General features: G+C 61.6%; 20 protein-coding genes. 11 read left to right on the top strand and 9 right to left on the bottom strand.

Annotated features, from left to right (window positions below):
• Nucleotides 1-74 precede the first annotated feature (74 nt).
• From CAG47_RS16890 to CAG47_RS16915, 6 genes are all read right to left on the bottom strand, one after another.
• Nucleotides 75-1,076: a glycosyl transferase family protein gene (locus CAG47_RS16890; RefSeq protein WP_085725988.1), complete on the bottom strand. Its 1,002-nt coding sequence runs from the start codon at nucleotides 1,074-1,076 to the stop codon at nucleotides 75-77.
• On the bottom strand, nucleotides 1,073-1,408 hold the full coding sequence (locus tag CAG47_RS16895) for a TusE/DsrC/DsvC family sulfur relay protein (protein WP_085725989.1): 336 nt from the start codon (nucleotides 1,406-1,408) through the stop codon (nucleotides 1,073-1,075). Before CAG47_RS16895 ends, CAG47_RS16890 begins: the two co-directional genes overlap by 4 nt.
• On the bottom strand, nucleotides 1,405-1,698 hold the full coding sequence (gene tusB / locus CAG47_RS16900) for a sulfurtransferase complex subunit TusB (RefSeq protein WP_085725990.1): 294 nt from the start codon (nucleotides 1,696-1,698) through the stop codon (nucleotides 1,405-1,407). The genes CAG47_RS16895 and tusB overlap by 4 nt, the downstream gene beginning before the upstream one ends.
• Nucleotides 1,698-2,060 (bottom strand): sulfurtransferase complex subunit TusC, encoded by a 363-nt coding sequence (gene tusC / locus CAG47_RS16905; protein WP_085725991.1) that lies wholly within the window; start codon nucleotides 2,058-2,060, stop codon nucleotides 1,698-1,700. Before tusC ends, tusB begins: the two co-directional genes overlap by 1 nt.
• Before the next feature lies 1 nt (nucleotide 2,061).
• On the bottom strand, nucleotides 2,062-2,454 hold the full coding sequence (gene tusD, locus CAG47_RS16910) for a sulfurtransferase complex subunit TusD (RefSeq protein ID WP_085725992.1): 393 nt from the start codon (nucleotides 2,452-2,454) through the stop codon (nucleotides 2,062-2,064).
• Nucleotides 2,455-2,660: 206 nt separating this feature from the next.
• A complete protein-coding gene (locus tag CAG47_RS16915) occupies nucleotides 2,661-3,365 on the bottom strand; it encodes a YoaK family protein (protein WP_085725993.1) in 705 nt (234 codons plus the stop codon).
• Nucleotides 3,366-3,502: 137 nt separating this feature from the next.
• On the opposite strand from CAG47_RS16915, the gene CAG47_RS16920 reads away from it, so the two are divergent.
• Entirely contained in the window at nucleotides 3,503-3,853 is a 351-nt protein-coding gene (locus CAG47_RS16920; RefSeq protein ID WP_085725994.1) for a hypothetical protein, read from the top strand.
• Between the two features lie 50 nt (nucleotides 3,854-3,903).
• Here CAG47_RS16920 and CAG47_RS16925 read toward each other — a convergent pair whose 3' ends face one another.
• Entirely contained in the window at nucleotides 3,904-4,329 is a 426-nt protein-coding gene (locus CAG47_RS16925) for a GNAT family N-acetyltransferase (RefSeq protein WP_085725995.1), read from the bottom strand.
• A 166-nt stretch (nucleotides 4,330-4,495) separates the two neighbouring features.
• Here CAG47_RS16925 and CAG47_RS16930 point away from each other — a divergent pair, with 166 nt between their 5' ends.
• Nucleotides 4,496-5,089 (top strand): NUDIX domain-containing protein, encoded by a 594-nt coding sequence (locus tag CAG47_RS16930; protein ID WP_085725996.1) that lies wholly within the window; start codon nucleotides 4,496-4,498, stop codon nucleotides 5,087-5,089.
• Here the strand turns inward: CAG47_RS16930 and CAG47_RS16935 are convergent, their stop codons facing one another.
• Entirely contained in the window at nucleotides 5,090-5,593 is a 504-nt protein-coding gene (locus CAG47_RS16935) for a methylated-DNA--[protein]-cysteine S-methyltransferase (RefSeq protein ID WP_085725997.1), read from the bottom strand.
• Between the two features lie 136 nt (nucleotides 5,594-5,729).
• Between CAG47_RS16935 and ggt the strand changes: the two genes are divergently transcribed.
• Nucleotides 5,730-7,457 (top strand): gamma-glutamyltransferase, encoded by a 1,728-nt coding sequence (gene ggt, locus CAG47_RS16940; RefSeq protein ID WP_085725998.1) that lies wholly within the window; start codon nucleotides 5,730-5,732, stop codon nucleotides 7,455-7,457.
• A gap of 69 nt (nucleotides 7,458-7,526) precedes the next feature.
• Nucleotides 7,527-8,057 (top strand): cysteine hydrolase family protein, encoded by a 531-nt coding sequence (locus tag CAG47_RS16945; RefSeq protein ID WP_085725999.1) that lies wholly within the window; start codon nucleotides 7,527-7,529, stop codon nucleotides 8,055-8,057.
• A 128-nt stretch (nucleotides 8,058-8,185) separates the two neighbouring features.
• Here the strand turns inward: CAG47_RS16945 and CAG47_RS16950 are convergent, their stop codons facing one another.
• Nucleotides 8,186-9,088: a LysR family transcriptional regulator gene (locus tag CAG47_RS16950; protein WP_085726000.1), complete on the bottom strand. Its 903-nt coding sequence runs from the start codon at nucleotides 9,086-9,088 to the stop codon at nucleotides 8,186-8,188.
• A gap of 199 nt (nucleotides 9,089-9,287) precedes the next feature.
• On the opposite strand from CAG47_RS16950, the gene CAG47_RS16955 reads away from it, so the two are divergent.
• From CAG47_RS16955 to CAG47_RS16985, 7 genes are all read left to right on the top strand, one after another.
• On the top strand, nucleotides 9,288-10,787 hold the full coding sequence (locus CAG47_RS16955; RefSeq protein WP_085726001.1) for a cytosine permease: 1,500 nt from the start codon (nucleotides 9,288-9,290) through the stop codon (nucleotides 10,785-10,787).
• Nucleotides 10,784-11,626, top strand: a complete 843-nt coding sequence (locus CAG47_RS16960) for a nitrilase-related carbon-nitrogen hydrolase (RefSeq protein ID WP_085726002.1) — start codon at nucleotides 10,784-10,786, stop codon at nucleotides 11,624-11,626. Before CAG47_RS16955 ends, CAG47_RS16960 begins: the two co-directional genes overlap by 4 nt.
• 87 nt (nucleotides 11,627-11,713) lie before the next feature.
• Nucleotides 11,714-12,736: a helix-turn-helix transcriptional regulator gene (locus tag CAG47_RS16965; protein ID WP_085726003.1), complete on the top strand. Its 1,023-nt coding sequence runs from the start codon at nucleotides 11,714-11,716 to the stop codon at nucleotides 12,734-12,736.
• A 191-nt stretch (nucleotides 12,737-12,927) separates the two neighbouring features.
• Nucleotides 12,928-14,724, top strand: coding sequence for an amidohydrolase (locus tag CAG47_RS16970; RefSeq protein ID WP_177409015.1), 1,797 nt, complete (start codon nucleotides 12,928-12,930; stop codon nucleotides 14,722-14,724).
• Nucleotides 14,725-14,742: 18 nt separating this feature from the next.
• Nucleotides 14,743-16,482 carry an amidohydrolase gene (locus CAG47_RS16975; RefSeq protein WP_085726005.1) on the top strand — a complete coding sequence of 580 codons (1,740 nt, stop codon included), beginning with the start codon at nucleotides 14,743-14,745 and terminating at the stop codon, nucleotides 16,480-16,482.
• 106 nt (nucleotides 16,483-16,588) lie between these two features.
• Nucleotides 16,589-17,329 (top strand): TorF family putative porin, encoded by a 741-nt coding sequence (locus CAG47_RS16980; RefSeq protein WP_085726006.1) that lies wholly within the window; start codon nucleotides 16,589-16,591, stop codon nucleotides 17,327-17,329.
• A 46-nt stretch (nucleotides 17,330-17,375) separates the two neighbouring features.
• Entirely contained in the window at nucleotides 17,376-18,764 is a 1,389-nt protein-coding gene (locus CAG47_RS16985; protein WP_085726007.1) for a cytosine permease, read from the top strand.
• Nucleotides 18,765-18,803: the final 39 nt, after the last annotated feature.

Raw genomic sequence — 18,803 nt, forward strand, 5'->3', positions numbered from 1 at the left:
CCAATAATCGTTGGAGTTGAGTCTATTCCGATGAGTTCGAACAAAAAGCGCAAAGATCGGGCGTGAATGATCGATTAAATCGATTTATCCCGCGCGGCCCAGTATTGCCCAGCGGTTTCGAAGGCCTGTTCACGGCTCTGGCCGAGGCCGCGCAAGGCCAGGGCCATGGTCGAAATCAAGGCCATTTGCGGGTAGCTGTCGACCACGTCGCCACGCCATACCGCTTTCAAGTGCTCGGGATCGAGCGCGGCGGGTTTGACATGACGTTGCGCGGACAATTGCGGCCATTCTTCGTCCCAGCTTGCGCCGCCGGTGGTGCCGTACAGGTGGCTGTCGGCGTCCGGGTTGATCTCGATTTCGCCGCCGTCACCCTTGATCACGATGGCTGTATCACCCAGCAGTCCGCTGGCTTCGCGGTGCACGGCCTGATAGCCCGGGTGGAAAATGCTCTGCAGGCCGCAACGCGCGCCCAGCGGATTGAGAATCCGTGCCAGCGAGTGGATCGGCGAGCGCAGGCCGAGGGTGTTGCGCAGGTCGATCATCCGTTGCAGCTGCGGCGCCCAGTCCATCAATGGCATGAAGGCCAATCCGCCATTATCCAGCGCCGCGCCGACCTGTTGCCAGTTGCGGCACAGTGGGATGCTCAATTCGCCCAGCAGTTGCTCGCTGTACAGGCGGCCGGCCGTGTGGGCGCCGCCGCCGTGCATGAAGATCCGCATGCCATTTTGTGCCAGGCACTTGGCCGCCAACAGATACCACGGCAAGTGCCGCTTCTTGCCGGCGTAGGTCGGCCAATCCAGATCCACCGCCAGTGCCGGAAGGTTCAGGCGTTCGCGCAATGCCTCGGTGAAGCCGGCCATCTCTTGCGCGCTTTCTTCCTTGTGCCGCAACAACATCAGGAACGCGCCGAGCTGGGTCTCCTCGACTTTTTCATCGAGCACCATGCCCATGGCTTCGCGGGCCTCATCGCGGGTCAGGTCGCGGGCTCCGCGTTTGCCTTTGCCAAGGATCCGCACGAACTGGGCGAACGGATGCTCGGCGGGTGTTTCGAGTGTCAGTGCGGGGTAATCGGTCATAAGCAATTCGTCGGTTTGGGCAGGCCCGCCAGTTTCGCGGCGAGTTTGGCGGGAGTGCCTTTGAACAGTCGGTTCAGGTGCAGGCTGTTGCCTTTTTCCGGGCCGAGTTTCAGGGCGGCGTACTTGATCAACGGGCGAGTGGCCGGCGACAGCTGGAACTCGGCGTAGAAGTTGCGCAGCAGTTCGAGTACTTCCCAATGTTCGGGCGTCAACTCGATGTCTTCGGCAGCCGCCAGGGCACTGGCGACATCGGCAGACCAGTCACTGAGTTCGACCAGGAAACCATCCTTGTCCAGCGCGATGGCGCGGGCGCCGACTGTCAATGCATTCATAGCCAGCTGTTGACCTTGTCGTAGTGAATCGACAGCTCGACGAAGGCCGGGTAGTCGATGGCCCTGGCCCAGTCGGGAACCGCAAGCCCACGGGCCTGGGCATCTTCGGCCAGGACGAACAGTGTCAGGCCGCGGGCGCTGAGCACAGTGAACGGCGCGGTGCCTGGCTGCAACGCGTAGGCCGCATCACCGGACAGCAGCAAGCCATCGTTGGCGCCAATCACGCGCAGGCAACTGGTCAGGCGTTCGTCGCCGAACGGGGAATGAGACAACACATGCAAAGTCGACATCAGAGGGTGATCACCTGGTCGTAACGGTCAATGAGGGCGGTGATTTCGTGGGCGGCCAACACCCGGGCCTCTTCCAGCGACAGGCCGCTCGGGTCGAGGCCGCGTTGGGTGATGCTGTCGGCGCAGGCATACAGCTCCTCGACACCGAACATCGGCAGGGCCTGGAGGTTGGCGCTCAGGTCTTTCTGTTGCAGGGCCTTGGCGTTCTGGCCGGCGGCCAGCTGGAACACGCCGTCGTCGAGAAACAACAGGCCAATCGGCAGATCGAAGGCGCCGCCGGCCAGCACGATATCCAGCGCTTCCCGCGCGCCCGGGCCGGACCACGGCGATTGACGGCTGATGATCAACAGGGATTTGGCCATGTCATGCGCCTCCGAAACAGATCAGGCGGTCGGCATCCTGCGCCGCGTCATGCAATTGGCCGAGGCCGGACAATTCCCACGGTGCACCGACGGCTACGGCCTCGCGCTGATAGCGCTTGGCTTCTTCTTCATTCAAGACACCACGACGCAGCGCGGCGGCGATGCACACTACGCCATCGAGTCGATGCTCGCTGACGAATGCACGCCATTGTCTGGGCAAGTCCGGTTCATCCTGGGGCGTGACCACGCTGGCGGACGCGTTGTAGATGCCGTCCTGATAGAAAAACAGCCGGACAATCTCGTGCCCGCCGGCCAGCGCTGCCTGGGCGAACAGCAAGGCGCGGCGAGAGGAGGGCGCATGGGCGGCGGAAAATACGGCGATGGCGAATTTCATGACGGACTCGATCAGCGAAACTGCGGCCATGATAATGCTTTATCGGTGGTGCGGCGAAGAGCGTTTACTCGTAGACCGTGTCGCCCCCTTCGCGAGCAAGCCCGCTCCCACATTGATCGTGTGAACACTGGAGATCAAATGTGGGAGCGGGCTTGCTCGCGAAGGGGGACTGCCGGGCAATTTAAATGTCGGATCTGATCACTCGGTCAGCGTGGCATATACCCCAACTGCCAGCGTCGCGGGATCTTCAACGACAACACGCCGAGCGCGGCAGCCAGCAGGCCGCTGGCAAACAACGCCTTGAGCCCCAGGTAATGTTCCAGCACGGCACCCAGTACCGCGCCAGCGAACATGCCGGTCCAGGGAATCAATTGCACGCGCCAGCCGTTACGGCGTTCGCCGAGCATCCAGCGCCCCAGTCCGCGACCGAAACGCGACAAGGCACCGGTGACGTAAGTCAGGCCCACTGGCAGGCCGTTCACTTCTTCCACCGCGGCGTTGAGCATGCCCATTGCAACGATCGCCGCCAACAGGGCTGGCAGCTGCGCATCAAATGGCCAGGCCGCGGCGGCGCACAGCAGGGTGGCAATGCACAACAACAAGGGCAGGGCCCGGCGGCCACCCAGGCGGCTGACGATAATGCCCAGCGCGTTGCCGACGATGAAGGTAGCGACGAGGATCACCAGACGCAGGGTCAAGCCAAGGTCACCAGTACTGATGGCAACGGCCATTCGCGTGGTATTGCCGCTCATGAACGAGACGAAGTCGCCGCTGGCCATGAAGCCGATAGCGTCGGTCATGCCGGCGAGTACCGAGAGCATGGCCACCAGGCTCAGGCCAATGCGCCCGCGCCATTTCTGCGTGTGCAAATGACCGGGGCTGGCGTGGGTCCTGGTGGTGTTGGGCAGCATCGGTGATGGCATCCTTGAATACAGGCACGACAGAGTGCGCGAATCGTCGCGTCATGTCGCTGCATAAAATGAAGTAAAGCAGAACGATACCGGCTGTCGGGGTGATAAAGTCCGCTTTTTCCTGATGAGTGTATGCAATGCGAATTCTGATGGTGGCGCTGGCCGTGACTTTGCTGGCGGGATGCGCGGGTTCGGCGATGAAGGATGCCCGCACCAAGGCCCCGTACAAGACCCTGAACTCGGAAAAGCCGGCAAAAGACGTCGCCCAGTGCGTGCAGTTTTCCTGGCAGGACGAGGCGGTGTTCGGCGTCGATGCCGCGGCCTATCTGGAGCCTGGCGAGAAGGGCGGCACGACCGTTTACACCCGTTCGGCAGAGTCGTTCGTGGACGTGACCACCGATGCCTCGGGCACGGTGTTGAGCTACTACGCACAAACGGATGATTTCGTGGCCAAGCGCCGGCTGGCGGCGTTGGCGACTTGCCTGTGACCTGAAGACTTGTGCATTGCCCCTGTGGGAGCAGGGGTTCTGTGTGTCGGTCAGTAGCTCAGGCGCTTCTGGAAAAAGAAGTGCTTGTGCCCTGGCGGGTAATCGGCAATGTGTCCGATCTCGCTGTAGCCGCATTTCCTGTAGAACTCCGGCGCCTGGAATTCAAAGGTGTCGAGCCACAGCCCGACGCAGCGCCGTTCCCGCGCCAGGTCCTCGGCCATCTGCATCAGTTTCGAACCCAGGCCCAGCCCCCGGGCCTGTTCCGGCACCACCAGCAAGTCGATGTACAGCCACTGGTAAAACAATCGGCCATGCAGGCCGCCGAGGATTTCGTCGTTGTCATCGCGCACCAGCAACGCGAAGTGCTCAGGCACGTTACCTTCGGCCTTCGAGCCGTTGTAGGCGCGCAATGGCTTGAGGATGGCCAGGCGTTGTTCTTCCGTGGGGTTTTGCGACAGCTCGATACGCAGGTCCATGGCTATATCCTTATGGCATTGAAGTCGCAGCCTATCCCGGTTGTCGCGATTGTTCCATTCCCGAAAAATTTGAACCGCCGCCAACGCGCAGTTTGTGTGAGCGGGCAAATGCTGTTCGTTTTCACTTAACATGTGGAGCATCAGACCAATAACAGGACGTATTGTCATGTCGAACACGGCCGAACGGGTCAACATCGTCGAGTCTCAGGTGTTGTCCCACGACTGGTACCTGCTCAAGAAAATCACCTTCGATTACCAGCGCAACAACGGCGAGTGGCAACGCCAGACCCGCGAAGTCTACGACCGTGGCAATGGCGCGGCGATTCTCCTGTACAACCGCGAAAAGCGAACCGTGGTACTGACCCGGCAATTTCGCCTGCCGGTATTCGTCAACGGACACGATGGGCTGTTGATCGAAGTGGCGGCGGGGCTGCTGGAAGGCGCGGCACCTGAAGACCGCATCCGCGATGAAGCTGAGGAAGAGACCGGTTATCGCGTGCACCATGTGCAAAAGGTATTCGAGGCGTACATGAGCCCCGGCTCGGTGACGGAAAAGCTGCACTTCTTCATTGCCGAATACGACGCCAGTTCGAAAGTCAGCGCCGGCGGTGGGCTGGAGGCGGAAACCGAGGAACTGGAAGTGCTGGAGTGGGCGTTCGAAGACGCGCTCCAGGCGTTCGACCGTGGCGAGATCTGCGATGCCAAGACCATCATGCTGTTGCAGTACGCAGCGATGAAAAACCTCTTTGCCCAGGCATGATCAAAAGCCTGGCAGACGTGCCGTGCCTCCACCCTCCAGGGCCAGCAACAACGCTTTCGCCTCAAGCCCCCCGGCAAACCCGGTGAGCTTGCCCGATGCGCCGATCACTCGATGGCACGGGGCGACAATCGAAATCGGATTCTTGCCATTCGCCGCGCCCACCGCCCTGACCGCTGCCGGGTTGCCGATCTGCTCGGCGATCTGGCTGTAGGTGCGGGTCTCGCCGAACGGGATGGTCAACAGCGCCGCCCAGACCTTCTTCTGAAATTCCGTGCCGGCGAAATCCAGATCCAGTTCGAAGCGATCGCGGGTCCCGGAAAAATATTCGCGTAACTGCGCGGCGGTACGCACCAGGACCGGGTTATCCGGCGCCTCGCTCATCGGGCCGAGGCGCACCCGCCCGGGTTTGTCGTTTTCCCAGAGGATGGCTGCCAGTCGTGAACCGTTCGCCACCAGCTTCAGCTGGCCCACGGGGGAAGCCACGGTGGTGCAGGTATAGCTCATGTCAGGGCACACGTGAAGTTGCTGAACAAGCGTTAAGGATACTGTCTCGATGGGGAGGCGCAATACGTAATCCCGACCATACTTGGCTACGGCTTTTGAAGCGTTTTCCTACGTAATAACAAGAAGAGACCGACTCATGAAGTACGAACCTTTTGCCAAATCGCTGATTGCGACCTCATTGGCACTCAGCTGCCTGACTGCTCACGCCGCCTCCGTGGCCCCGGCGACGGGGGAAAACGGCATGGTGGTCACGGCCCAGCACCTGGCCAGCCATGTGGGCGTTGATGTACTCAAGAGCGGCGGCAACGCCGTGGATGCGGCGGTCGCGGTCGGCTATGCGCTGGCGGTGGTGTACCCCGCGGCAGGCAACCTCGGCGGCGGTGGTTTCATGACCATTCAACTGGCGGACGGGCGCAAGACCTTCCTCGACTTCCGCGAAAAAGCACCGTTGGCCGCTACCGCCAACATGTACCTGGACAAAGAGGGCAACGTCGTTCCCGACTTGAGTACCCGTGGTCACCTGGCCGTGGGGGTGCCGGGCACCGTTTCGGGCATGGAACTGGCGTTGTCCAAATACGGCACCAAGCCGCGCAAGGAAATCATCGCCCCGGCCATCAAGCTGGCTGAAGACGGTTTTGTTCTGGAGCAGGGCGACGTCGATCTGCTGGACTACGCCACCGACATGTTCAAGAAGGACATGAAGGATTCCGGCTCGATCTTCTTGAGTAACGGCGAGCCAATGCAGGTCGGCCAGAAACTGGTGCAAAAGGACCTGAGCAAGACCTTGCGGGAGATCTCCGAGAAGGGCGCCGACGGTTTCTATAAAGGTTGGGTGGCCGATGCCATCGTCACCTCCAGCCAGGCCAACAAGGGCATCATCACCCAGGCCGACCTCGACAAATACAAGACCCGCGAACTGGCGCCCATCGAGTGCGACTACCGTGGCTACCACGTGGTCTCGGCGCCGCCACCGAGCTCCGGCGGTGTGGTGATCTGCGAGATCATGAACATCCTCGAAGGCTATCCGATGAAGGACCTGGGCTACCATTCGGCCCAGGGCATGCACTATCAGATCGAAGCGATGCGCCACGCCTATGTGGACCGCAACAGCTACCTGGGTGACCCGGATTTCGTGAAGAACCCGATCGCCCACCTGCTGGATAAAAACTACGCGACCAAGTTGCGCGCAGCCATCAACCCACAAAAAGCCGCGGTATCCAGCGAACTCAAGCCCGGTGTAGCGCCCCACGAAGGCAACAACACCACCCATTACTCCATCGTCGACAAGTGGGGCAACGCGGTGTCGGTGACCTACACCCTCAACGACTGGTTCGGTGCCGGCGTGATGGCGAGCAAGACCGGGGTCATCCTCAACGATGAAATGGACGACTTCACCTCGAAAGTCGGCGTGCCGAACATGTACGGCCTGGTCCAGGGCGAAGCCAACGCCATCGCACCCGGCAAGGCACCGCTGTCGTCCATGAGCCCGACCATCGTCACCAAGGACGGCAAAGTGGTGATGGTGGTCGGTACGCCAGGTGGCAGCCGCATCATCACCGCGACCTTGCTGACCATGCTCAACGTGATCGACTACGGCATGAATATCCAGGAAGCGGTCGACGCACCGCGATTCCACCAGCAGTGGCTGCCGGAGGAAACCAACCTGGAAGCCTTCACCACCAGCCCTGACACGGTGAAAATCCTCGAAAGCTGGGGCCACAAGTTTGCCGGTCCCCAGGACGCCAACCACCTGGCGGCGATCCTGGTCGGCGCGCCATCCCTGGGGGGCAAACCGGTGGGCAAGAATCGTTTCTACGGGGCGAACGACCCACGGCGCAATACCGGGTTGTCGCTGGGCTATTGAAGGTTGTGTCCGAATGGGGACGGGCTTATGTTCGTCCCCTGATCCCTCGACATATCAAGGAAGGAAATCATGGCCACTGCGTTGTTAATCATCGACGTCCAACAAGCCCTGTGTTCCGGCGAGTACGAGTGCTTCGAGATCGGACGGGTCATCGACACCATCAATGACCTGTCCGCCCGGGCGCGCCAGGCCGGCGCTCCCGTGGTGCTGATCCAGCACGAAGAGGGCGAACTGTTCAAGCATGGCGCCCCGGGCTGGCAACTGGCCGAAGGGCTGCAAACCTCGCCCAAGGACCTGCGTGTACGCAAGACCACCGGGGATTCGTTCTACCAGACCAACCTGCAGAAGCTGTTGCCGAAAGAGGACTTCGAGTGTCTGGTCATCTGCGGTCTGCAGACTGACTATTGCGTCAATGCCACTGTGCGCCAGGCGCTGAAACTGGGCTACGACGTGGTGCTGGCAGGCGACGCACATTCCACTGTCGACAACGGCAATCTCAGCGCCGAAGGAATCATCGCCGAGCACAACAAGGACCTGGCGCGCCTGACCGGTTCCGTGGCGCGGATCGATGTGATACCGGCCAGGGACATCCACTTCTGAAACCACCACATTCCCCTGTAGGAGCGAGCACGCTCGCGATGGCGTCAGGTCAGAGAGCTTCGATGTTGACGGTAACGACGCCATCGCGAGCATGCTCGCTCCTACAGTAATTTAATAATTTCGGTGGCCTACACCGCTCCGAAAATCTCGATCAACTCGTTCAGGAATGCACTCACCAGGTCGCGCTGGCGCGAGGAGTGCCGCACCGCCGCATGAAAGCTCACCTCATAACGCAGCAGATCCGGGTTCAGCGGGTGCAACTGCCCCAACTGTTCATGACGGGTCGCGTAGTGCTGCGGCAGAAACCCCAGGTGCTGGCCGGACAGGATCAGCAGGGCCGCGCCGTCCATGCTGTCGGTGAGCACGGTCAGGCGTTCGATGGACGTGGGGGCCGGCATTTCCGGCAGCGGATGGCTCGGCCAGACCCAGTCGAACTCGCTGACATCTTCGCGGGTCAGCGCACCGACCTGGTCGAACAGCGGATGGGACGGCGCGCAATAGGCAATCTGGGTTTCCGGGAACAGCGCAAAGTAATCGATGTTGGGCAAGCGGTGCCAGAAGTAACCGATGGCCAGGTCGATATGGCCGTTGATGATTTTTTCTTCCAGCAGCGACGATGACAGCTCGGTGAAATGGAAGTACAGCCCCTCGTGCCGCGCCCGCAAGCGGGCAATGGCCTGGCCGATTTTCTTGTTCGCCACCGGATCGATTTGCCCCAGCAGGCCGATGTTGATATTGCCCGAGACCTTGCGGTTGATGTGCTGCACCTCGACCCGGAAGCCCTCGGCCGCCGCCAACAAACGGCGGGCCGCGTCGATGAACTGAGTGCCTTTGGGCGTCACCGAAAACCCACCGCGCCCACGCTCGCACAAGCGGAAACCGACCCTGGCTTCCAGCGTCGCCAGTTGCGCGCTGATCGTGGGTTGCGTGGTGTTGAGGGCGGTTTGTGCCGCCGAGATGCCGCCTGCTTCGACGACGGTCAGAAAGACCCGGATCAGACGCAGATCCAGCTCCGTTACAGTTCCCAGCATGGGGGCTCCCGATTCTCGGTTACATAGATGCGGATCTATGTGAACAGTGTGCCTGCGATATTTTACTGCCTGGACCCACGCCCTACATTGCCGTGAAACCAGCGCCATCGTCAGATATGTATGGAGTTTCACCTGATCTGGACGTCGTAGCGAGCGCTGTACCCACAAAAACAACAAACAACAGCATAGGAACAATCGTATGTCAGGTTCCCCAGTGTCTGCGCACGCCGGCGAGGCGAGCGGCGGGTTGGCCATCGAAGGCCATTCCATCGACTACATCCCGGAAAACGAACGTCACGCCAAACTCGCCAGCCAGGGGCCATTCTGGTTCCTCGGCAACTTCCACTTCTTCACCCTCTCCATCGGCTTTGTCGGCCCCAGCCTCGGTTTGTCCGCGCTGTGGACCCTGCTTGCCGGTGCCCTGGGCATCATGTTCGGCACCGTCTTCATGGCGTTTCACGGCTCCCAGGGGCCGGAAATGGGCCTGCCGCAAATGATCCAGTCCCGCGCCCAATTCGGCTATCGCGGGGTGATCCTGGCGTTGATGGCGACGATGTTTGTGTTCGTCGGCTTCAACGTGGTCAACATCTCGTTGATCATGAACGGCCTTGAGCATGTGTTCGGCATCGACCCGACCATCGTCGCCGTATCCGTGGTGCTGATCGGCGCGCTGTTGTCGATCTACGGCCACGACCTGATGCACAAGGCCTTCAAGTGGGCCTTGCTGGCAACCTTGCCGCTCTATGCACTGGTGACCATCGCCCTGATGTTCGGTGCAGGTGCCGAAGGCGTCACTCCGGCGACCGATCTGGGCTTCAACTGGGTGGCCTTCGCTACGCTGTTCGCCATCGGTGCCAGCTACAACATTTCCTATGCGCCCTACGTGTCCGACTATTCCCGTTACCTGCCGAAAAACACCAGCCGGACGAAACTGATTGCGGCGGTGTTCATCGGCGCCTCGTTGTCCGGCAGCTGGATGATCGGCCTGGGCGCCTGGTTGGCGCAGGCGTTGAAAGCAGCGGATGCGCTGGTGGCATTGAATCAGGTCGGCTCCTCGATGGTGCCGGGGCTGGGCAATCTGCTGGTGATCGTCTCGGTGGCGGGTTTCCTGCCGATCATCGCGCTCAACACCTACAGCGCCATGTTGACGCTGCTGACCGGTGTCGACTCGATCAGGAAAATCTCCCCGACACCCCGCGCCCGTGTGCTGTCGATCGGTGTGATCAGCATCATCCTGCTGACCTGCGTGCTGTCGATCAAGGGTGACGGCATCGCACTGTTGAACACCTTCCTGGTGCTGTTGCTGTACTTCCTCGTGCCCTGGACCGCCGTCAACCTGGTGGACTATTTCTTCGTGCGCAAGGGCCGTTATGCGATTCCGCATTTCTTCACGCCAAACGGCATTTACGGCGCCTGGCAATTTCGCGGCATCGTTTCGTACCTGATCGGCTTTGCCGCGATGGTGCCGTTCTTCTACATCTTCGATGCCGCCGCCGGCAAAGAGGTTTTCGTTGGCCCGCTGGCGCGGATACTCGAAGGCGTGGACATTGCCTGGCTGGTGGGCCTGGTGGTTTCGGGGCTGACCTATTACCTGCTGAGCCGCTCGCTCGATCTGGCCGCCGAGCGCCGGGTGATCGATGCACTGACTGAAAGCGACATCGTCGCCATGACCCATTCATCTGCGGAGGCAGGACGTTGAGCAGCGTAAAAAATACCGTGGTCGCCTGTTGCCAACTGGCGCCGAAAATAGCTGACCTGGCCCACAACCGCACGCTCACCGAGCGCGCGATTCGCCAGGCAGCCTTTCAGGGCGCGCAAATCGTGGTGCTACCCGAGCTGGTGCAGAGCGGCTATCTGTTTGCCGACCGCGACGAAGCCTTGGGTCTGGCGGAAACCGTTGACGGTCTGACCTTGCAACTGTGGAAAACCCTGGCCCGTGAGCTGAACCTGGTGATCGTCGGCGGCTTTTGCGAGCGCCTGCCCGGTGATGAGTTGGCCAACAGCGCTGCGATGATCGACGCCAATGGCCTGCGCGCGGTGTACCGCAAGGCGCATTTATGGGATGCCGAGAAGGATATTTTCACCGCCGGCGATGCTCCACCGCCCGTGGTCGAGACGCTGCACGGGCGGCTCGGCATGTTGATTTGCTACGACCTGGAATTCCCTGAATGGGTGCGTCTTGCGGCACTGGCCGGGGCCGATCTGCTCTGTGCACCGGTCAATTGGCCCGACGGTCCGCGGCCGCAGACCGAGCGTCCGGCCGAAGTGCTGCGGGTGCAGGCCAATGCCTCGGTGAACCGCATGTTCATCGCCGCCTGTGATCGCTATGGCCATGAGCGTGGGGTCGGCTGGGTCCAGGGTTCGGTCATCGTCGATGCCGACGGTTACCCATTGGCCGGGCCGGCGGAGCAGGGCGGCGAGCAGTTGTTGCTGGCCAGCCTGAATCTCGCCGAGGCGCGCAACAAGCGCATCAGTGCCCGTAACGACCTGCATCGGGACCGCCGGCCACAGTTGTACGGGCTGAACAGCACTTTGTAACCGTTGATGTCATTGTTTGCTGGACGCCCGTCACGGGCCTATGGCATCGTCGAAACGAAAAGCCATGCAGTGAACGGGATTGCAATGATGGAGGAGGGCAACAAGGTCGGCGGCGACGCGACGATGGCAACGCTCAAGGCATTCAATCATTGTGTGCTGCACCTCGGGCGGCTGGCGCGGGAGAACGGGGCGTCGCGGTTCATTGCCGACGGCCTGCAGGCTTTCGGTCAACTGGTGCCCTTCGCGTCTGCCTGGTGGGGCGAGATGTCGACGCCAGGTCCTGATGTTCCCCCGCAGAGCTGGATGCACGGCAGCATCAATCTCCCCGAATCCTTTGCCACCGAATGGCATCCGGTGGCGGCCAACGATCAGTTTTCCCACGCCACGCTCAATCGTCCAGGCGAGGTGCTGCGCGACGAGGGGTTCAACGACCCGTGCGAGGCGGTCAACGACTTCGCCCGGCGCTACGATCTCTATCACTTGATGAGCATCACGTACGAGCTCCCCGAAAGCGGCCTGATGTTTTTCGTCTGCCTCTACCGTGGTCAGGATGAACAGGCGTTCGGGGAGTGCGAAGCCGAGCTGTTTTCGGCGTTCTGCGATCACCTGTTCCAGCTGTGGCGGTTTCAGGTACAGGACATGATTCGCTTCGACAGCGAAAACGGAGCGAGTGATTTTGGCGTCGCACGCCTGGACGGCAGCCTGCTGTATGTCGGAGCCAGGTTGTGCGCCGCCATTCAACGCGAATTACCTGGCTGGAGCGGTTCCACGCTGCCAGCCGAAGTGATTGCACAACTGCCGAAGGCACCCTGTGTGTTCCGCCTGGGCCGCTGCGCGCTGACCCTGAGTCCTAACGCCGGACACATCATCCTGTCCCTCGAGGCCCCCTCGGGCGGGGATGGCCTGGCGCCACGGGAGCGCACCGCAGCGATGTTGTTCGCCGCCGGCCACTCCTACAAGGAAATCGCCAGGATGCTCGCCCTGAGCCCCGCGACCGTGCGCACTTACTTGCGCAACTGCTACGTGCAGCTCGGTGTGAAAAGCAAGGTCGAACTGGGCTCCGTCCTGCGTTCGCCGGGTGGGCTGACGGAGTCCATGCGCCGGGATTAATCCCAGCCCTATCAATTATTTACCTGACCCCTCCTCATTTGCAGAGGTCCATTCGCGCGCCGCGCCCTATAGGGTTGTCAGGGGCTGGCGCAGTCGCTTCGGGCCGCTTCAAAACAATAAGAACAGGGGTGAGGCATTTGAGACTTTCCAGGTTGTTCATCGCCGTTGCATCGACCACGGCGTTTTCCTGCATGGCATTGGCGGCGACACCCGCCGACACGGTCATGCGCAATGGCTACGTCTACACCGTCGATGGCCAGGGCTCCGTGCAGCAGGCCATCGCCATTTCGGGCGGCAAGATCGTCTATGTCGGCAGCGATGCCGGTGTCGACGGCTACATCGGCAAGCAGACACAACTGATCGACCTGGCCGGGCGCATGTTGATGCCGGGCTTCGTCGATGCGCACATGCACCCGGGGGATGGCGGTCGCGCCATGTCGCTGTGCGACCTGAAATACCAGGCGCTGACTCGCGCACAGTTTCAGGCGAGCATCCAGGCCTGCCTCGATGCCGACAAGGACAAGGGCCCGGATGCCTGGCTGGAAGTGGGCAGTTGGGACCGCATGGGCATGACCGGGCTCGATGGCGACGCTGACAAATCGACCCTGGACGCACTCGACACCAAGCGTCCGATCCAGGTGCGTTCCACCGACTTCCATACGGTGCTGACCAACTCTCGCGGTCTGGAACTGGCCGGGATCAACCAGCACACGGTCGACCCCAAGGACGGTAAATACCGGCGCGACAAGGCCGGTAACCCGAACGGTATCTGCGAAGACGGTGCGGCGGAATCGATGGCCGCCGTGGTGCCGCCCGCCACCGATGCGGAAAAACTCAATCAGGTTCGAGCGGCCCTCGACGCCATGCGCCGGCAAGGCATTACCAGTTTCTTCGATGCCCTGTCGGGGCCGGAAAATGCTCAGGCGTTTACCCGCTTGCAACAGTCGGGTGAACTGACCGCCCGGGCCTTGCTGGCGATCAAGCTGGACCCGGCCGCCGCGGCCGCCGATCCGGCCAAAACCATCGCCGAAGCCAAGACCCTGGCCAGCCGCTACGACCAGGGCGAAGTGAAAACCGCGCCGGGCGTGAGCATGCGCCACGTCAAACTGTTCATGGACGGCATCATCAATGCCCCGGCGGACACCGGAGCCATGTTGACCCCGTACCTGCACAACAGCGGCACCGACCAGGCGCCGAAGTGGACGCCGGGCAAGAACCTGGGCGAACTGTACTTCCCGCCGCAAGTGCTCAACCCGCTGTTGCTGCAAGCGGTCAAGGCCGGTTTCGATCCGCACCTGCACGCCACTGGCGAACGCGCGGTGCGCGATGCACTGGACAGCGTCGCCTACGTGCGCAAGGCGCTGCCCGGTCAAGACTTCCGCCCGGCCATCGCGCATGCCGAGACGGTGGCCCCTGCCGACTATTCGCGTTTCAAGGCGCTGGACGTCACGGCCACCATGTCGTTCCAGTGGGGGCAGCAGGCACCGTTCACGGTCGACGGCACCAGTGATCACCTCGGCGCCGAGCGATTCGAACGCATGGAACCCTCGGGCAGCATCGCCCATGCCGGTGGTCGCGTGGCGTTTGGCAGCGACTGGCCGGTCGATCCGCTGGATGAGTTCCTCGCCTTGAAGGTTGGTGTCACCCGTTCCGGCGATCCGACCAATCCGCACAGCTATGGGCCCAAGTACGCCGGGCGACTCAACAACGATCCGGCGCTGACGCGAGCCGAAGTGCTGCGCAGCATCACCCTCAGTTCCGCCGAACAGCTGAAGCTGGATGCGCTGCTGGGCTCGGTGGAAGTCGGCAAGCTGGCTGACCTGATCGTGCTCGACAAGAACTTCATGCAGGTGCCCGAGGAGGAACTGGGTCGCAATGACGTGCTGCTGACGTTGGTCGGCGGCAAGGTCGTGTGGGCCAAGGCGCCGTTCCTGGGACTGGCGCCACAGGTTGCTTCCCAGGTTGTCACTTCCCGATCCGTCCAATAAAAACTAGAGAGCGTTCCGATGCGATTCATTCCAAACCTGTTGGCCGCCGCGCTGGCATTGTCCTCGGTACAAGCGATGGCCGCCGCTGACCTGGTGTTGTTCAACGGCAAAGTGTTCACCGCCGAACCCGGCCAGGCGTTGGTGCAGGCTGTCGCGGTGCAAGACGGCAAGATTCTGAAAGTGGGCAGCGATGCTGAAATCAATGCCCTGGCCGACGCCAGGACCCAACGTATCGACCTGGCGGGCAAGGTGCTGATGCCAGGCATGATCGACACCCACAGCCATCCGGTGGTGGGGGCGTTCGACAGCATGAAGGCCAACCTGCTGGACGAGGTCAAACCCTTGCCGGAACTGGAACAATGGTTGATCGAAGAGGACAAGGCCGGGCGCGCCCGGGCCGGTGATGTGATCAGCGTCGCCGGGGTCAGTTCGGCCTACTGGGAGAAAAGTCGTGAACTGGGCAAGGTGTTCAACCAGGGCCGCTGGGCGGATCAACCGATTGTCTTCAGCGGTATCGACGGGCACACCGGTTGGGCCAACAACGCGATGCTCAAGCGTCTGAACATCGACGCGGCACTGGTCAAGAGCCTGCCGGAGAAAGAGCGCGGGTACATCGGCCATGAAACGGACTTCACTCCCAACGGCTACTTTGCCGAGTCCCGCTGGGACGTGGTGCGCAACGGTATTCCGGCGCCCACCCCGGAGGTGATGCTCAAGGCCGCTCGCGAGGCGGTGAAGATCAACAATCAATTCGGCGTCACCGCCTGGATGGACGCGGCGGCGAACGGCGGCAGCGAAGATTCGCTGTTCGATTTCCATGCCACCGCGCAAAGTGTCGGCGTGCTGCCGCTGTACAAGGAGCTGGCGCAGAACGGCGAACTCAGTGCCCACGTCGCCGCGTTGATGGTCACCAATCCGAAGAGCAAGCCTGCCGACCTGGAGGTGATCGACACGGTGATCAAGCAATTCCAGGGCGTGCCTAACCTGACGTTCCCCGGCATCAAGGTGTTTGTCGACGGCATTCTCGAATTCCCCGGGCAAACAGCGGCGGTCGTCGTGCCGTACAAGAACAGCCACAAGAACGGCCAACTGCTGACCGACCCGGCGCACTTTGGCGAACTGGTGGTGGCGGCGGAAAAACGTGGCTGGATCGTGCATATGCACGCCGTCGGCGACCGCGCGGTGCGTGAAGCGCTCAATGGCGTGGCCTATGCGCGCAAACTCAGCCCGACACCCGTGCCCCACAGCATTGCGCACCTGCAACTGGTCAATCCCAAGGAGTTTCCGCGCTTCAAGCAACTGGGCGTGATTGCCTCGATGCAACTGCTGTGGGCCACCGGCGAGTCTTACACCGTCGAGTTGGTCAAGCCCTACATCAGCGCCTTTGCCTACGGTTACCAGTATCCCGCGCGCTCCTTGCATAACGCCGGCGCGACGATTGCCGGTGGCAGCGACTGGCCAGTGTCGAGCGCCAATCCGTTCAACGCCATTGCCCAGGCCAGCACGCGCAAAGGTCCGTTGGGCATTCTCAATGCCAAGGAAAGCATCGACCGCCAGACCATGTTCCAGGCCTATACCCTCAACGCGGCGAAAACCCTGCGCCTGGAGAAGCAGATCGGTTCGCTGGCACCGGGCAAGCAGGCCGACCTGATCATCCTCGACCGCGATGTGTTCAAGGTCAGCGATGACGAACTGTTCGAAACCAAAGTCCTGAACACCTTCTTCGCCGGCAAGCAGGTCTACGCCCCCGCGTCCTGACCTGCGTACCCCCAATACCCGTAAAAACCGCCAGCCCCTTGTACCGCAAGGGGCGTGGCATCGCCATGCCTGAAATTCCCGTACGCCATAACAACAAGAGAACTGTATGAACGCATTTTCAGCATTGACCCTCGCCGCACTGGCACTGGCCCCCCTGACGAGCCAGGCCCTTGCCCTCAACGATGACTTCAGCCTGGACATGACCCTGGGCGTCGTCAGCGACTACCGTTCCCGCGGCATCTCGCAAACCCTGGGCGACCCGGCGGTGCAGGGCGGTGCAACGCTGCTGCACAGCAGCGGCCTGTACATCGGTACCTGGACCTCCAACGTCGATTTCGGCGGCGGCTTCGACACCCGGCAGGAGCTTGAGTACTTCGCCGGTTACTACTGGCAGGCGACGGACGCCATCAGCCTGGATCTGGGCTACATCAAGTACGACTATCCGAAAAACTCCGAATTCAACCTCAGCGAGGTGTACGCCGTTCTCGACCTGTACGGCGTGAAGCTGGGTGCCAATTACTCCAGGGACACGCCGAATCTCTTCGGCGAGGACCAGGACACCCTCTACACCTACCTGGGCTACAAAATCGATTTGCCGGCCGAAGTTGGCCTGGACCTGCGCTTTGGGCGCAACGATGTGAATGACCCCGCGTTCTGGTCCGCCAGTGGCGATAGCCGCGAGTCCTACTACGAGTGGGAAGCCAAGCTGACCCGCGACTTCGTTGGCGTGACCTGGGGCCTGAGCTACATCGACACCGACTTGTCGAAAAGCGAGTGCAGCAGTTGGTACGGCTTCGACGACCTCTGCTCGGCGACGGTTGTAGCCAGCGCCACCAAGACATTTTGATGTTCATCCCTGACAACAAAAACAGTTCCTCAAAGGAAACACTTTCATGAGTGCGCAACGAAGTCCCCTGATCGAGACCCGCTCGATCGATTTCATTCCCGAGGCCGAGCGTCACGGCAGCCTCTACAGCCAGTTCACCTTGTGGCTCGGCGCCAACCTGCAGATCACCGCCATCGTCACCGGCGCCCTCGCCGTGGTGCTGGGCGGCGATGTGTTCTGGTCACTGATCGGCTTGCTGATCGGGCAAGTACTGGGCGGTGCCGTGGTGGCGCTGCACGCGGCGCAAGGACCGAAGCTCGGGCTGCCGCAGATGATCTCCAGCCGAGTGCAGTTCGGGGTGTATGGCGCGGCCATCCCGATTGTCCTGGTGTGCCTGATGTACCTCGGTTTCAGCGCCACCGGCGCGGTGCTGTCGGGGCAGGCGATTGCGCAATTGATCAGCGTCAGCGACAGTGCCGGCATCCTGATTTTCGCCGCGTGCATCGCGTTCCTGACGATCTTCGGTTATCGGGTGATTCACCTGGTCGGGCGGGTGGCCAGCGTGCTGGGCATCATCGCGTTCGCGTACCTGTTCACCCGGTTGATGACCCTCAACGACATCGGCCTGTTGCTCGATAACCGTCACTTCGGCTGGAGCACTTTCCTGCTGGCGGTGTCGCTCTCGGCGTCCTGGCAGATCGCTTTCGGCCCCTATGTGGCGGACTACTCGCGCTACCTGCCGAGCAAGACTTCGTCGTGGAAAACCTTCGCCGCCGTCGGCCTCGGCACTGTAGTGGGGGCTCAGGCATCGATGGTGCTGGGCGTGTTCGCCGCGGCACTGGCCGGGGCGAATTTCCGAGGCCATGAAGTGGCGACCATTGTCGGCCTGGGCAGCACCGGGGTGATCGCGTCCTTGCTGTACCTGAGCATTGTCTTCGGCAAGGTCACGGTGTCCACCCTCAACGCCTACGGCAGTTTCATGTGCATCGCCACCATCATCAGCGGCTTTCGTCGTCGCCTGGAAATCACCGCCCGCCAGCGCATGCTGTTCGTGCTGCTGATTGTCGCGGCATCCACCTCGCTGGCGCTGCTGGGGCAGTACTCGTTCCTCAACTCGTTCAAGTATTTCATCCTGTTTTTGCTGACGTTTTTCACCCCGTGGAGCGCGATCAACCTGGTGGATTACTACTTCATCAACAAGGAACGCTACGACATCCCGGCACTGTCCGACCCGAGCGGGCGCTACGGTCGCTGGAACGTGCTGGGGATCAGCGTCTATGTGATCGGCGTGCTGGTCCAGCTGCCCTTCGTCGACACCCATTTCTACTCCGGACCGATGGTGGCGCAACTGGGCGGCGTGGATATTTCCTGGATCGTCGGGCTGCTCGTGCCGGGGGTGATCTATTACGCGCTGGCCAAACCGTCGATGAGTGGCGTGGTGGTGGAGCGGGGTTAACCCTCGCCCGATACTTCCGGCCCCCCCTCTAATGAAATG

This window comes from Pseudomonas sp. R37(2017) (genome assembly GCF_002113375.1).
Classification (GTDB): Bacteria; Pseudomonadota; Gammaproteobacteria; order Pseudomonadales; family Pseudomonadaceae; genus Aquipseudomonas.